The organism is Pseudomonas sp. GGS8 (assembly GCF_024168645.1).
Taxonomy (GTDB): Bacteria; Pseudomonadota; Gammaproteobacteria; order Pseudomonadales; family Pseudomonadaceae; genus Aquipseudomonas.
Window position 1 is genome coordinate 4,957,740 of record NZ_JALJWF010000001.1, and the last position, 13,896, is coordinate 4,971,635.

Below are 13,896 nucleotides of genomic sequence, written 5' to 3' on the forward strand. Positions count from 1 at the left end.
AACCGACTCAAGGGCCGAGAACTCCCCCCGGACCGTATTCGATTCGTGGTCATGGACTGGCGATATTCTTCTGCCTGATCGATTATCGGCAGCCAGGGCTGGTTTGAACGAGTGGAGGGCAGGTGAGCGTCGATATCGAATGCGTGGTGGTCGGGGCCGGCGTGGTCGGGCTGGCGGTGGCCAGAGCCATGGCCCGGACCGGTCGGGAAGTGATTCTGGTCGAGGCGGGCGAGGGGATTGGCGTGGGCATCAGTTCGCGCAACTCGGAAGTGATCCATGCCGGGATCTATTACCCGAGCGGCAGCCTCAAGGCGCAATTGTGCGTGGAGGGCCGGCAACGCCTGTATGCCTACTGCGATGAGCGCGGCGTCGATTACCGGCGCCTCGGCAAGCTGATCGTGGCCACCGATGACCGCCAGCGTCATGCCTTGCAGGTATTGCTGGAGCAAGGTTTGCGCAACGGCGTCGATGACCTGCAATGGCTGGATGCCGGGCAGGCACGAGCGCTTGAACCGGCGTTGTCTTGTGTCGCAGCGCTTTGGTCGCCGTCCACCGGGATCGTCGACTCCCACGCCTTGATGCTGGCGCTGCAGGCAGACGCTGAAGCGTGCGGCACCTCGATAGCCTTTCGTACGCCACTGGAATCGGCCCGTTGCACCGCGCAGGGTTTCGAGCTGCACATGGGCGGTGCTCAGCCCATGACCTTGAGCTGTCGTCAGTTGATCAACTGCGCGGGACTGTCCGCGCCTGAGGTAGCCGGCCGGATCGAAGGCTTGCCGGCGCGGCACGTTCCCCAGGCCTGGTTGTGCAAGGGCAGCTATTTCAGTTTCAGTGGCCCGGCGCCGTTTCGGCATCTGGTCTACCCGGCGCCGGAAAGCGCCGGGCTGGGTGTGCACATGACCCTGGACCTGGGCGGTCAGGCCCGTTTCGGGCCGGATGTCGAATGGGTCGGGCAGGTTGATTACCGCGTCGATTGCCGTCGCGGCGAAGGTTTCTATCAGGCGATCCGGCGTTACTGGCCGGCGTTGCCCGATGGCAGCCTGCAACCGGCCTATAGCGGCATTCGCCCGAAAATCAGCGGGCCGGGCGAGCCGGCCGGCGACTTCATCGTTAGCGGCCCGAGCGAGCATGGCGTGCCGGGGCTGGTCAACCTGTTCGGCATCGAGTCACCGGGGCTGACCAGTTGCCTGGCGCTGGCCGAACGGGTGGTGCAGGCGATCGACCGGTAAACGCCTGCCAGTGATCGACGGCAGCGATGGCGAGCGCCGCGAGGACTATTCTTGGCAATGCGCCCATCGACATGGGGGACCTCTGATGATCAACCTACGCACTGCCCGCATGCTCGCCGATTACAAGCGCTGGGCCGATCAGCGACTCTTCGACAGCCTCATGGCGCTGCCACCGGAGGAGCTCAACCGCAAACGGCGATCGGTGTTCAACAACATGATTGGCACCTTGAACCAGATCTACGTGGTGGACTGCATCTGGCAAGCCCACCTGGAAGGCCGAGGGCACGACTTCAAAACCTCCCATGACCTGCTCCATACCGAACTCCCCGAGCTGCGAATGGCACAACAGGAGATCGATCAATGGTTCTGTGGCTGGAGCTCGGCCCAGACCGACGACTCGCTGGATAAACTCATCGAGTTCACCTCCGTGTCGGGGGAAAGCGGGGTCATGAGCGCCGGCGCCATGCTGTTGCATGTGGTCAACCACGCCAGTTATCACCGAGGCTGGGTGGTCCAGATGTACGTCGAGATTCCGGCCATGCCACCGATCACCGATTTGCCGGTGTTTCTGCGCGAGGTTCCGGGGTATTGAGTGCCTGCTGACTCAGGAAAATCCTGTGGGAGCGGGCTTGCCCGCGATAGCGGAGTGTCAGGCGACATAATTTTCTCTGTCAGGCCGCCATCGCGGGCAAGCCCGCTCCCACAGGTTATGTGTCAGTTCAGGAGATTTGGGTCAGGTCTGTGGAATCAGGTTCTGCCGGCAATCGAGCACCAACCGCGCACCCCCCAACTCGCTGTCGCCCACCTCCAGCGTAAACCCGTGCAGGCTGACGATCGCGGCGACGATCGACAGGCCCAGGCCGAAACCGCTTTGCGGGTTGCTACCTTCGGCGCGATAGAAACGTTGAAACACCGCCTCACGCTCCGCCAGCGCGATCCCGGGACCGGAGTCGAGCACTTCAATGCGGGTATGCCCAGCGTCATTCACCCCACGCAGAATCACCCGGCCGCCCGGTGGTGTGAACTTGATCGAGTTGCTCAGCAGATTCGCCACGGCCTCGAACAACAGCGCTCTGTCGCCGTTCAGTTGTGGCAGGGACTCGGGCAATTGCAGTTCAAAGGTCAGTTCGCCTTCTTCCGCCAGTGGCAGATAAAAGTCGTGCAGTTCTTGCAGCAACGGCACCGGGTCCAGTTGCACGAAACCCGAGCGGCGCTGACGATCTTCCAGCTCGGAAATCCGCAGCAAGCCACGAAAGCGCGCCATCAAGGTATCCGCCTCGCCGAGCACCGAATCCAGTTGCACGGCCAGCGTCGATCCTTCATCGGCCTGCTGCTGAATCCGGTACAGCTGCGCCCGCAGGCGCGTGAGCGGCGTGCGCAGGTCATGGGCGATGTTGTCGCATACGCCCTTGACCTCGTTCATCAAGTGCTCGATGCGTTCGAGCATGGCATTGACGATGGCGGCAAGCATGTCCAGTTCGTCACGGCGATTGGACAGCGGTAGGCGTCGGGTCAGGTCGCCGGCGACGATAGCTTCGGCGCTGGCCTGGATCGCCCGGATCCGGCGCAGTGGGCGCCGTCGCAATAAATGCCAGCCGGCGATACCTGGCAGAATCGTCAGCGACACGCCCCACAACAGCGCGTGCAGGATGATCCGGGTCACGGCAAACAACGAACCGTTGTCCCGCACCAGCACCAGCCAACGGCCGTCCAGGGTTCGGGTGGCCACGGCGTCGCAGCTGTCGGCGGGCAGGGTCGGGTCGTCGGATTCGGCGCAATCGCCGAGCATGTGAATCTTGCCGTCCAGCGGCAGTTCTTCTGGGATCTGGCGCAAGGCGCCGCTGAGGTAGCGCTGCTGGTCATCGAACAGGCCATAGGCATCGATGCCGCGAATGTCGAAGGTCATGCTGGCGGCGAGGGCATCCACCAGTTGCTCGCCCTGGAAGCGTGAAAACAGATGCTGACGTTGCATCAGCGAGTGTTTGGCGAGGGTGTCGAGGTAGTTGGACACCTCGTAATACATGACCCCCATGAGAATCGCGCTCCAGGCGACGAACAGCGAACTGTAAAGCGCCAGCAAGCGGCTGCTGGAGGAACGCCAGCCTTTAGAGGGGTTCAGCAATGACATAGCCCGAGCCTCGCACGGTCCGAATCAGTGGGACTTTGCCTGGCGGGTCGATTTTCTTGCGCAGACGGCCGATGTGCACGTCGATCAGGTTGGTGCCAGGGTCGAAGTGATAACCCCAGACCTCTTCGAAAATCATCATCCGCGACAGAATCTGCCCGGTGTTGCGCATCAGAAATTCCAGCAACTTGTATTCGGTGGGCAGCAGCGTCAGCAACTGGCTGTCACGGCTGGCTTCGTGGCTGATCAGGTTCAGCTCCAGATCGGCCACCCGCAACGTGGTGGCATGGGCGGTCACGGTGTTCTGCCGGCGCAGCAAGACTTCGACCCGGGCGGCCATTTCATCGGTGGCGAACGGTTTGGTCAGGTAATCGTCACCGCCGGCGCGCAGGCCGCGCACTCGTTCATCGACGTCGGAGAGGGCGCTGATCATCAAAATCGGCGTGGCCACGCCCATGGTGCGCAGGGTGGTGACAATGGCCAGGCCATCGAGCTCCGGCAGCATGCGATCGAGGGTGATCAGGTCGTAGTCGCCGCTGACTGCGCGCTCCAGGCCTTCGCGGCCATTGTCGACCCAATCCACCTCAAGGCCGTGGCTGCTCAGTTCGGCGACGATTTCCCGGGCGGTCACGGCGTCGTCTTCGATGGTCAAAATACGGGTCATAGGCTGCCTGATAATCGGTTCGATACGAAGTTGCGTGCATTTTGCCAAGAATTACGTGCGGCTTATTAAATTAACTTTCATGTCGTCTCGTGAGTCTGGCCGCAACATTGATATCATCCAGCCATGACTCTAAAGGGAAGCTGCACTGTGCGCACTTTAATGGTTCGTGGCTGGATGCCAATATTTCTGTTGTTAGTGTGCCTGTTCGGCTCATCCGCCTGGGCTGCCAACACACCGTGTTCCGGGAATAAGGGTGGTATCGATCGTTGCGACGGCGATCTGTTCCTGTGCAATGACGGCTCCATCAGCGGTTCGAAGAAGAGCTGTTCGGCGATGTTTGGCACTAACAGCCAGGCGCGGCCACAGACGCTGTTACAGGAAACCGACGGCTGCGCCTGCGGCACCGGTACGTTCTGCACCGGGCCCAGAGGCGGGGTGTATTGCCTGACGCCCAGCGGCAACAAGAGTTACAAGCGCAAGTAGTTCGGTTGGCGCAATGCATAAAGCCCGCCGCCAGCGGCGGCTCCTTGCAAAGTGCATGGTCCTGAGAAGTTCATTGTTTTCAACTTATTGAAATGGAACGATTTATTTAAGTGGTGCGACTGGCACGCTGTCTGCAACGGCTCGTTTGACGAGTTGTATTTGACGAGTTGTAACAACTGCCTGGAGTACAACAACAATGAATAGATCCCCCGATGGTTTTTATCCTGTCGCCGAAGAGTCCAGCACACTATCGGGCGTCTCATGGCCCGCAATCTTCGCCGGGGCCGCAGCGGCAGCGGCGTTGTCGCTGATCCTCGTGCTGCTCGGTTTTGGCCTGGGTTTTACGGTGGTTTCGCCGTGGGCCAATGAAGGTGTGAGCGCCAAGGGCCTGGGTATCTCGACGATTGTCTGGCTGGCCGTTACGCAAATCGTGGCGTCCGGTCTCGGCGGTTACATCGCCGGCCGCCTGCGGGTGAGGTGGGCGTACATGCACGGTGACGAGGTTTATTTCCGTGACACGGCCCATGGCTTCCTGGCCTGGTGTGTGGCGACGCTGGTGACCGCGACCCTGGTGGTCGGTTCGGTCAGTAGCGTCGTCAGCGGTGGTGTGCAGGCCGGGGCAATGGTCGCCGGCGGTGCCGCCAGCGCCATGACCCAGGCTGCCGGCAGCGCTATCGGCAATCGTGCGAGTGATCCGTACGGCTACTTCATCGACAGTCTGTTTCGCGATGACCGCCCGGTCGCTGTCAGTGATGACGCCGCCCACGGCGCCGTCACCCGCATCTTCGCGCGCAGCCTGAGCAACGACGGTCAACTGGCCGCCGAAGATCGGGCTTACCTGGCGCAATGGGTGGCCCAGCGGACCAACCTCACGCAAGCGGATGCCGAGCGTCGCGTCGATGAAGTGTATGCCCGCACTCAAAAAGCTGTGGCCGACGCCAAACTGGCTGCGCAACAAGCGGCTGACACTGCCGCGAAAGCAGCGGCATGGACGGCGTTGTGGATGTTCATCGCGCTGCTGGCCGGCGCGTTTTTCGCCAGCCTCGCCGCGACCTTCGGCGGTCGTCGCCGGGATGCCGTGGAGTATCTGGAGGCCGATGCCTATGTGACCACCACCACGACCACGACGCTGCCACCTGTTCGCTAACCCAGGAGAACCACCATGCGCTCATTACTGCTGTTCTTTCTCGGCGTTCCGATCCCGATCATCATTCTGATTGCCTTGTTCATGCACTGATCCCTTTGAGGCATTTGGCCTCTGCCGCTTCTGCCTCCGGTAGAAGCGGCGTTTTGCTTTTTGGGGGGGGCGGTGGGCTCAGGCGATTTCACTGGCCTGGATCAATATTTCCTTCAGCGATATCTCCTAGCATCAAAGATCCAGCCCCATCCTGCGGTATCAACTACGGTGTCTGGACGCGCAGCTGATGCGCTGTCGAAGTACCTGTGCAGACCTTCTCGTTGTTATTAGTCAGGTGGCCCGCAAGGTGTAGTGCAGCATGGCGCTGAAGAATCTCACCTGAACTTTTCACGGATGAACAATCGCAATGCAACGCATAAACCGAACCTTCGATATCCAGCCGCTGGTGCGGGCGGATATGACTGTGCGCATCAATGGCCAAACCGTCAGCGCCGCCATCGGCGAAACCGTCCTGACGGTCATTCAATCACTGGGTATTCGCCAGGTGGCCCGTAACGATCACGATCAAATCAGCGGTGCCTATTGCGGCATGGGCGTGTGCCAATGCTGCCTGGTGAAAATCGATGGCCGACACAAACGTCGCGCCTGCCAGACTATCGTGCGTGAGGGCATGAGCGTCGAAACCCGGGTTAACCGTATCGCCGGGCAGGAGGTGCTATGAGCCTGCATCCGGTGATCGTCGGCGGCGGGCCGGCGGGTATGGCCGCGGCCATTGAATTGGCGCGGCAGGGTGTGGGTTGTACCTTGCTCGAAGAAGCTTCGCGCCTTGGCGGGGTGGTCTATCGCGGCCCCTTGCGCGATAACGTTCAACTGGATTACCTGGGACCACGCTATTCGGAAGCGCTGGCCAAACTGCATGGAGAGTTCCAGGAGCATTCGGGCCTGATCGATGTGCATTTGAACCACCGCGTGGTCGGTGCCGAAGGTACCCGGGCGTTAGTGGTGCTGGACATCAACGAGCATTTGCAAGAGGTCGAATACCCGCAGCTGCTGTTGGCTGCCGGTTGCCATGAGCGCAGCGTACCGTTCCCCGGCTGGACCTTGCCTGGGGTGATTCTGCTGGGTGGTTTGCAACTGCAAATCAAGAGCGGCGTCGTTCAACCACAGGGGCCGGTGGTGATTGCCGGCACCGGTCCGCTGTTGCCGCTGGTGGCTTGCCAGCTACACGCTTCGGGGGTGAGCGTCGCCGGGGTTTATGAGGCATGTGCTTTCGGCAAGATCGCCCGGGAAAGCCTCGCGCTATTGAACAAGCCGCAGTTGTTCCTCGACGGTTTGAGCATGCTTGCGTACCTGAAACTGCACGGCATTCCCATGCACTATGGCTGGGGCGTGGTCGAGGCTCAAGGCGAGGAAGCGTTGAAAACGGTGACCGTCGCGCCGTACTCCAGCACCTGGGAGCCGGACCTGAGCCGCGCCGAACGGATTTCCGCGCGAACGCTGGCGGTCGGCTATGGCTTCATTCCACGCACCCAACTCAGCCAGCAAATGGGCCTGGACCACGGCTTCAGCCATGACGGCTATCTGCGGGCCAGTGCCAATGTCTGGCAACAAAGCAGCGAACCCCACGTGCATCTGGCCGGTGACATGGGCGGGATTCGCGGTGGCGAGGCGGCCATGCTCGCGGGAAGGATCGCGGCAGTGTCGATCCTGCTGCAACGGGGTGTGCTGGACGCGGAGCTGGCGCGAGTCAGGCGTGACCGTTACCTGTCCAAACTCAAGTCGATCGTGCGCTTTCGCGCCGCCGTCGACCGTTACACCGAACGCGGTGCCGGGCAGACTGCATTGCCGGCTGCCGACACGGTGATTTGCCGCTGCGAGCATGCGACCCGCGCCGACATCGATCGGGCGCTGAAGCAGGGGGTGCAAGACCTGGCGAGCCTGAAAATGCGCACCCGCGTGAGCATGGGCGACTGTCAGGGGCGGATGTGTGTCGGCTATTGCACCGACCGTTTGCGCGAAGCCACCGGACGGCAAGACGTGGGCTGGTTGCGCCCGCGCTTTCCCGTCGACCCGATTCCTTTTTCAGCGTTCCAGTCTGTCGGCACGGAGGCGGCAAGCCATGAGTAAGTTCTACGACGTGATCATCGCCGGCGGCGGTGTGATCGGGGCGTCCTGCGCCTATCAGTTGTCCAAGCGCAAACACCTGAAAGTCGCGCTGATCGACGCCAAGCGTCCCGGCAACGCGACCCGTGCTTCGGCTGGTGGCCTGTGGGCGATCGGTGAGTCGGTAGGCCTGGGCTGCGGGGTGATTTTCTTCCGCATGATGTCGGCCAATCGCAAGCGCGAAGCCCAGGGAGCAGCGGTGGCGGTCGATGCCAGCACGCCGCACATCCTGCCGCAGTCGTTCTTCGATTTCGCCTTGCAGTCCAATGCGATGTACCCGGATTTGCACCGGGAGTTGCAGGACAATCACGGGATGGATTTCAAGTTCGAGAAGACCGGCTTGAAATTCGTGATCTATGACGACGAGGACCGGCTCTACGCCGAGCACATCGTGGGGTGTATCCCGCACCTGGCGGATCAGGTGCGCTGGCTCGATCAAGCGGCACTGCGCGAAGCCGAGCCAAGTGTCAGCCATGAGGCGAGGGGCGCGTTGGAGTTTCTCTGCGATCATCAGGTCAGCCCGTTCCGCCTGGCCGATGCCTACACCGAAGGCGCGCGGCAAAACGGTGTGGATCTGTATTTCAACACCAACGTCACCGGCGTGCTGCACCACGGCTCACGGGTCAGCGGCGTGCAGACCACCGAAGCCGGAGTGTTCCACTGCGATACGCTGATCAACGCCACCGGTGCCTGGGCCGCCGACCTCAGCGAGCAGGCCACCGGCATTCGCATTCCGGTGAAACCGGTGAAGGGCCAGATCCTGCTGACCGAGCGTATGCCGAAGATGTTGCGCGGTTGCCTGACCACCAGCGACTGTTACGTGGCGCAGAAAGACAATGGCGAAATCCTGATCGGCAGCACCACCGAAGACAAAGGTTTCGACGTGACCACCACCTACCCGGAAATCAGCAGCCTGGTGCAAGGCGCAGTGCGCTGCATTCCGGCGCTCGCCGACATCAACCTGAAGCGTTGCTGGGCCGGGTTACGTCCTGGTTCGCCGGATGAACTGCCGATTCTCGGGCCGATGAAAGGGGTGCAGGGTTACCTGAATGCCTGCGGACATTTCCGCACCGGGATCCTGACCTCGGCGATTACCGGCGTGTTGCTGGATAAACTGGTGAATAACGAGCCGTTGCCGCTGGATATCACACCGTTTCTGGCAGATCGGTTTGAGGTGGCGCCGCAGGTCGAATCGAAAGAGGCGCACATGGCTTGACCGTCACCTCACCACAAACGCGCGAGCGCTGTGGTGAGGGCGCTTGTGCCGTCACTCTTTAACGCTCATGAATGCCTTGGCCCAAAGAATGTAATCCTCTGGCTGCGTATAGGTATGCGTCAGTTCGGTCGCGTTCAGGTCGGAGGCCTGGGTGAAGATCTGGCGTTGTTCGCGCAGGCTGTCATAAGTGGCCTTGATTGCTGCGAAGTAGGCGCCATGACCGTCGATGGTGACCCGCACGCCCAATTCGGCCAGGCGTTTGTCGTCGCGCAACAGCGGGTTGCCGTAGGTGACCAGCATCAGCGGCACGCTCAAGTGCTCGGCGATTTGCTCCAGTTGATCGAAATCCTGCACGCCGACCATGCAAATCCCGTCGGCCCCGGCTTGTTGGTAATGCTGGGTGCGGCTGATGATTTCCTGGATCGGCAGGATCCCCGCGTTGGTGCGGGCGATGATCGCCATTTCCGAATCAACCCGGGCTTCCAGCGCCGCGCGGATCTTGCCGACACCTTCGGCGACCGTGATGAGGTCAGTGGACTTGCGACCGAATTGCGCCGGCAGCAGGGTGTCTTCAATGGTCAGGGCGGCCACGCCGGCGCGTTCGAGTTCGACGATGGTGCGCATCACATTGAGCGCGTTGCCGTAGCCGTGGTCGGCGTCGGCAATGACCGGCAATTGTGCGACACGGCCGATGCGGGTGGCCTGTTCGGCGAACTCACTGAGGGTGATCAACGCAAAATCGGGGGCGCCCAATACCTGTAACGACGCAACCGACCCCCCCAGGATTCCCACCTCAAAACCCAGGTCGGCGGCGATGCGTGCCGACATCGGGTCGAAGACCGAGGCCGTGTGGTAGCAGATGCCGGAAGCGAGGAGTTGGCGGAAATTACGGCGCAAATCTTGATGAGAAAGCCTGGACATACGAGTTCCACCATATAAAGGAATGGAAGGGCTTGAGCAAAAGTGTCAACGCCGAAGGAACAAAAGGCTATCACGCGGGCGGGTAAAGGATGATGACGATTTTTTTGGCCAAGGGCACATCATCTGGATTGACCCCAGACGTGACCTTCAGACAATCCTCCGTAGCAGCTGCCGAAGGCTGCGTTCGGGTGCGAAGCGCTCGCCATCAGATCAGACGTCATGCAGAAATCAGTGTTCAGTCCGAAAAACTGAATGGGCCGGTGTTACAACTGCTAAGTCCGAACGCGGCCCGAGCCGAACGCAGGCTTCGCCAGCGGCTACAGCTCACGCCGCCACCGCCTGCTGCTGTTGGTTGCGCAGCAGTACCGCACGGACCGAGCTGCCGGGTTGCAATTGCAGGCGTTTGGCGGTGAGGCGGTCGACCATCAGGCTATTGCCCGCCAGCCGCGCGCGGGCGGTGGTGATGCGGCAGTTTTCCAGGCGACGGTTGTGGATCAGCCATACCGGAGCCTGGTCGTCGGGCGTGCCGATGGCCAGCACCAAAGATTGGCTGTCGCGCACCGTGCGGATTCTCGACACCGGAGCTTCGATCACCGGGCCTGCGTCGAAGATGTCGATGTAACCTTTATGGGCAAAGCCCTCAGCGGTGAGGATCTTCAGCGCAGGTTCGGTGTTGGGGTGGGGCTTGCCGATCACCGCTTGGGCCTGTTCGGTAAGCAAGCAGGTGTAGAGCGGCTGGCGCGGCATCAGTTCGGCGATGAACGCTTTGCTGCCCAGCCCCGACAAGTGATCGGCATGGCTGAAATCCATCTTGAAGAAGTGCCGGCCCAGGCTGTCCCAGAACGGTGAGCAGCCATGTTCGTCGGCACTGCCGCGCAGTTCGGCGATGAGCTTGTCGCCGAACAGCTGGGGAAATTCTGCAACGAACAGCAGACGCCCCAGCGACAGCAATCGACCATTACTGCCGTAGCGTTGATCGTGTCGCAGAAACAGCGAGCAGATTTCCGATTGCCCGGTCATTTCGTTGTTGAGGAACAACGTGGGGATCTGGCGCTGAATGCCCAGGTCCGGCGATGAACTGACCGTGAGCCCGACCCGGTAGTTGTACCAGGGCTCCCGCAGACCGACGGCCCCGATCAGGGCACTGACGCCGACCACTTGCTGATCATCGTCTTCGAGCACAAACAGGTAGTCGGCATCCGCGCGCTCGACCTGTCCGGCGAAGGTCCGCTGGGCCCAGCGCACCCGGTGGGTCAGGCGCTCTTCGTTGGCCGGCAGGGTAGTGAACCCGGGGCCGGCCCGTTGTACCAAATCCAGTAAAGCGGGCAGGTCGGTCATTTGAACCGGGCGCAAAATCATGATGCAGCTCCTTCTTCGCGCCTGCTCGGGCGCTGTCGTTGGGCTCGGGGCCGGTTGCCGCTCACAGGGCGATCAGCCGGATCGCACTGGCGTCGGTCACGTTCAAGGCCGCGCACATTTCGGCGCTCAAGGCCACGGGTTGGCCGGCGCGGTAGTCCAGCTCGGCGACGATGGCGCGGTAGCCCTTCAACGAATCGTTGCTCACCAGGTAACCGCCACGGGCGTCGATGGACGAGCCCGTTTGCACCGTGCCGGTCTGGCTCTGGGCGATGGAACGAATGCTTGAGGTGCGGGCGTACAGTGTCGGTCCACCGTCGAACAGGTCGATGTAGCTGTTGGTCTCGAAGCCTTCGCGCTCCAGAATGTCGAAGGCCTCCCGGCCATCGGGGTGGATCCGGCCGATGCAATCCTGGGCAGCTTGCGACAGCATCGGCACGTAGATCGGGTATTGCGGCATCAGTTCGGCGAGGAACGTCCGGCTCTGCAGGCCGCAAAGCCGTTCGGCCTCGACGTAAGGCAAATCGAAGAAATGCTTGCCCAGCGCATCCCAGAACGGCGACTGCCCCTGTTCGTCGCTGTAACCGACGATCTCGGTGATCACCGCTTCGGCAAAACGCGCCGGGTGGGCGGCGATGAACAGCAACCGCGCCCGGGACAGCAACTCGGAAAATGGTGTGCGCTCCAGCGTCGCGTCGATATGAAAACCGCGCAGCAAAGAGTGACCGCAGAGGTCCTGGCACAACGACAACGCCGGCACCCCATGCTCGATGTTCAGCTCCCGTGAGGCGCTGGTGAAATGGCGGTTGCGCAAACTGTAGAACGGCTCGCTGAACCCAGCCGTGGCGAGCACTTCCGAGCAGCCGGCCAAACGTCGGGTTGTCAGGTTTTCCAGCACGAAGAAATAGTTCTCCGGGCCTTCGCCCTGAACGTCTTTTTCAAACGAAGCGCAGGAATCGAGAATTTTCTCCCTCAGGCGTTCGGTGTCGTCCGGCAAGGACGTGACCCCCACCAGGCTGTCGCGCGCCAGCTGCTGCAACTGGGGCAGGTCGGTTAACTCGACTGGACGTAAGACCAGCATGGACATACTCCTGTATCAAAGGGTTCGGCGACTTGCACCGAACCTGACTATCACTGTCGGTTTCCACGCGTTAAATCGGCGGACGCCTGAAATCGTGTCAGACGCTGCTCTTTTTCTTGTCAGCCATTGCTTGGGTCGGGCAGTGCCGTGCTGGCACCCAGCTTGTTGAGGAAGAACAGATAGACCAGGCCCAGGGCAATCCAGATCAGGCCGAGTTTCTGCGCATCAACGCCCATGTTGTACATGATGGCTGCGACGATGCTGAAGCCGATGACCGGGCAGATCAGGTGACGGATGACCTGGCCGGATTGCTGCCGGCGCCAGTAGTAGTTGATCACGGTCAGGTGCAGCAGCATGAAACCGCTAAGGGCGCCGAAGTTCACCAGGGAGGTGAGGGTGTCCACCGAGTTGATGAACAGGTAGCAGATCACCAGCGACAACACCGCCACCAGATAAATGCTCACGTACGGCGTGTTGTGTTTCGGGTGCACCTTGGCCAGCACTTTTGGCAGTTTGCCGTCTCGGGCCATGCCGAACAGCAGTCGCGAAACCGCCGCTTGGGAGGTAATGGCGACCGCCACGCCCCAGGCCAGTGCGGTGGCCACGGCGGTCAGGGTGGCCAGCCAGCTGCCGGCGGCGATTTCGGCGATTTCATAGAACGCGGTGTCGGCGGACTTGAAGCCCAGGCCGGCGGCCAGGTCGGTGGCAATCCAGGTCTGCACGACGAAGATCACGCCCATGACCAGCAAGGTAATTAATGCTGCTTTGCCGACGCTGCGGCCCGGGTCGCCCTTGATCTCTTCGGCGAGGGTGGAAATGGCATCGAAACCGAGGAACGACAGCACCGCAATCGACACCGCTTGCATCAGCAGGGCGAAGTTGAAGGTTTCGGGGTTGTACAGCGGCGCCAGGGTCAGCTGGCCGTTACCGCCGCCACTGTGCAAGGCATTCCAGGCGTAGAACAGGAAAATCCCCAGCACCACCAGTTGCGCCAGCAGGAAGATGATGTTCATCCGCGCGGTGAAGGTGATGCCCCGCAGGTTGACGAAGGTGGCGCTGACCAGAAAGGCCAGGATGAAGCCGACTTTCGGGATGTCCGGGTACAAATGATTCAGCGCCATCGCTGCGTACACGTAGAGCAGCGGTGGAATCAGCAGGTAATCGAGCAGCATCAGCCAGCCGGCAATAAACCCGACGTGCGGGTTGAGGCCGCGTTGTGCGTAGGAATACACCGAGCCCGCCACCGGAAAGGCCCGGGCCATGCTGCCGTAACTGAGGGCGGTGAACAGCATCGCCACCATGCCGATGATGTAGGCCAGCGGCACCATGCCGGGGGCTTCGGCGTTGACGTAACCATATACGCCGAACGGTGCGATGGGGATCATGAAGATCATCCCGTACACCACCAGGTCGGTCAGTGACAGGCTACGTTTCAACTGCTGCTTGTAGCCGAATTCTTCAATGTCCATGAAGCCGTTCTCCTTGATGTGAAAGCAGCTGCACGCTGCGAGTTTGAAGCT

The 13,896-nt window shown here is 61.3% G+C and carries 13 protein-coding genes; 7 read left to right on the forward strand and 6 right to left on the reverse strand.

Annotated elements, in window-relative coordinates:
* Positions 1-122: 122 nt before the first annotated feature.
* Both J3D54_RS22175 and J3D54_RS22180 read left to right on the forward strand, forming a co-directional pair.
* Positions 123-1,229 carry an NAD(P)/FAD-dependent oxidoreductase gene (locus J3D54_RS22175; protein ID WP_253422646.1) on the forward strand — a complete coding sequence of 369 codons (1,107 nt, stop codon included), beginning with the start codon at positions 123-125 and terminating at the stop codon, positions 1,227-1,229.
* Between the two features lie 85 nt (positions 1,230-1,314).
* Positions 1,315-1,821, forward strand: a complete 507-nt coding sequence (locus tag J3D54_RS22180; RefSeq protein ID WP_253422647.1) for a DinB family protein — start codon at positions 1,315-1,317, stop codon at positions 1,819-1,821.
* Between the two features lie 141 nt (positions 1,822-1,962).
* Here the strand turns inward: J3D54_RS22180 and J3D54_RS22185 are convergent, their stop codons facing one another.
* Positions 1,963-3,357 (reverse strand): HAMP domain-containing sensor histidine kinase, encoded by a 1,395-nt coding sequence (locus tag J3D54_RS22185; RefSeq protein WP_253422648.1) that lies wholly within the window; start codon positions 3,355-3,357, stop codon positions 1,963-1,965.
* Positions 3,335-4,018, reverse strand: coding sequence for a response regulator transcription factor (locus J3D54_RS22190; RefSeq protein WP_253422649.1), 684 nt, complete (start codon positions 4,016-4,018; stop codon positions 3,335-3,337). Before J3D54_RS22190 ends, J3D54_RS22185 begins: the two co-directional genes overlap by 23 nt.
* 159 nt (positions 4,019-4,177) lie before the next feature.
* Between J3D54_RS22190 and J3D54_RS22195 the strand changes: the two genes are divergently transcribed.
* The 5 genes from J3D54_RS22195 (at position 4,178) to hcnC (ending at position 9,018) form a co-directional block, all read left to right on the forward strand.
* Positions 4,178-4,501: a hypothetical protein gene (locus tag J3D54_RS22195; protein WP_253426716.1), complete on the forward strand. Its 324-nt coding sequence runs from the start codon at positions 4,178-4,180 to the stop codon at positions 4,499-4,501.
* A 196-nt stretch (positions 4,502-4,697) separates the two neighbouring features.
* Positions 4,698-5,648 carry a hypothetical protein gene (locus tag J3D54_RS22200; RefSeq protein ID WP_253422650.1) on the forward strand — a complete coding sequence of 317 codons (951 nt, stop codon included), beginning with the start codon at positions 4,698-4,700 and terminating at the stop codon, positions 5,646-5,648.
* A 397-nt stretch (positions 5,649-6,045) separates the two neighbouring features.
* The gene (locus tag J3D54_RS22205) at positions 6,046-6,360 is read left to right on the forward strand and encodes a (2Fe-2S)-binding protein (protein WP_007934992.1); all 315 of its coding nucleotides are present in this window, start codon (positions 6,046-6,048) and stop codon (positions 6,358-6,360) included.
* Complete coding sequence (gene hcnB, locus J3D54_RS22210; RefSeq protein WP_253422653.1) at positions 6,357-7,766, forward strand: cyanide-forming glycine dehydrogenase subunit HcnB; 1,410 nt, start codon at positions 6,357-6,359, stop codon at positions 7,764-7,766. The genes J3D54_RS22205 and hcnB overlap by 4 nt, the downstream gene beginning before the upstream one ends.
* Positions 7,759-9,018 (forward strand): cyanide-forming glycine dehydrogenase subunit HcnC, encoded by a 1,260-nt coding sequence (gene hcnC, locus J3D54_RS22215; protein ID WP_253422656.1) that lies wholly within the window; start codon positions 7,759-7,761, stop codon positions 9,016-9,018. Before hcnB ends, hcnC begins: the two co-directional genes overlap by 8 nt.
* A 51-nt stretch (positions 9,019-9,069) precedes the next feature.
* On the opposite strand, the gene J3D54_RS22220 is transcribed toward hcnC, so the two are convergent.
* The 4 genes from J3D54_RS22220 to J3D54_RS22235 all read right to left on the reverse strand — a co-directional run bounded on the left by J3D54_RS22220 (position 9,070) and on the right by J3D54_RS22235 (position 13,845).
* Positions 9,070-9,939 carry an oxaloacetate decarboxylase gene (locus tag J3D54_RS22220; protein ID WP_253422660.1) on the reverse strand — a complete coding sequence of 290 codons (870 nt, stop codon included), beginning with the start codon at positions 9,937-9,939 and terminating at the stop codon, positions 9,070-9,072.
* Between the two features lie 324 nt (positions 9,940-10,263).
* Positions 10,264-11,298: an arginine N-succinyltransferase gene (gene astA / locus J3D54_RS22225; RefSeq protein ID WP_253422663.1), complete on the reverse strand. Its 1,035-nt coding sequence runs from the start codon at positions 11,296-11,298 to the stop codon at positions 10,264-10,266.
* A 61-nt stretch (positions 11,299-11,359) separates the two neighbouring features.
* Complete coding sequence (locus tag J3D54_RS22230; RefSeq protein WP_253422666.1) at positions 11,360-12,376, reverse strand: arginine N-succinyltransferase; 1,017 nt, start codon at positions 12,374-12,376, stop codon at positions 11,360-11,362.
* A gap of 119 nt (positions 12,377-12,495) precedes the next feature.
* Entirely contained in the window at positions 12,496-13,845 is a 1,350-nt protein-coding gene (locus J3D54_RS22235; RefSeq protein WP_253422669.1) for an APC family permease, read from the reverse strand.
* Between the last annotated feature and the right edge of the window lie 51 nt (positions 13,846-13,896).

Excerpts from the sequence above, each read along its gene's own strand:
- hcnC (WP_253422656.1), top strand. The coding sequence starts at position 7,759 with ATGAGTAAGTTCTACGACGTGATCATCGCCGGCGGCGGTGTGATCGGG.
- J3D54_RS22220 (WP_253422660.1), bottom strand. The coding sequence starts at position 9,939 with ATGTCCAGGCTTTCTCATCAAGATTTGCGCCGTAATTTCCGCCAACTC.
- J3D54_RS22235 (WP_253422669.1), bottom strand. The coding sequence starts at position 13,845 with ATGGACATTGAAGAATTCGGCTACAAGCAGCAGTTGAAACGTAGCCTG.
- J3D54_RS22190 (WP_253422649.1), bottom strand. The coding sequence starts at position 4,018 with ATGACCCGTATTTTGACCATCGAAGACGACGCCGTGACCGCCCGGGAA.
- J3D54_RS22180 (WP_253422647.1), top strand. The coding sequence starts at position 1,315 with ATGATCAACCTACGCACTGCCCGCATGCTCGCCGATTACAAGCGCTGG.
- hcnB (WP_253422653.1), top strand. The coding sequence starts at position 6,357 with ATGAGCCTGCATCCGGTGATCGTCGGCGGCGGGCCGGCGGGTATGGCC.
- J3D54_RS22185 (WP_253422648.1), bottom strand. The coding sequence starts at position 3,357 with ATGTCATTGCTGAACCCCTCTAAAGGCTGGCGTTCCTCCAGCAGCCGC.
- J3D54_RS22230 (WP_253422666.1), bottom strand. The coding sequence starts at position 12,376 with ATGCTGGTCTTACGTCCAGTCGAGTTAACCGACCTGCCCCAGTTGCAG.
- J3D54_RS22200 (WP_253422650.1), top strand. The coding sequence starts at position 4,698 with ATGAATAGATCCCCCGATGGTTTTTATCCTGTCGCCGAAGAGTCCAGC.
- J3D54_RS22205 (WP_007934992.1), top strand. The coding sequence starts at position 6,046 with ATGCAACGCATAAACCGAACCTTCGATATCCAGCCGCTGGTGCGGGCG.
- astA (WP_253422663.1), bottom strand. The coding sequence starts at position 11,298 with ATGATTTTGCGCCCGGTTCAAATGACCGACCTGCCCGCTTTACTGGAT.
- J3D54_RS22195 (WP_253426716.1), top strand. The coding sequence starts at position 4,178 with ATGGTTCGTGGCTGGATGCCAATATTTCTGTTGTTAGTGTGCCTGTTC.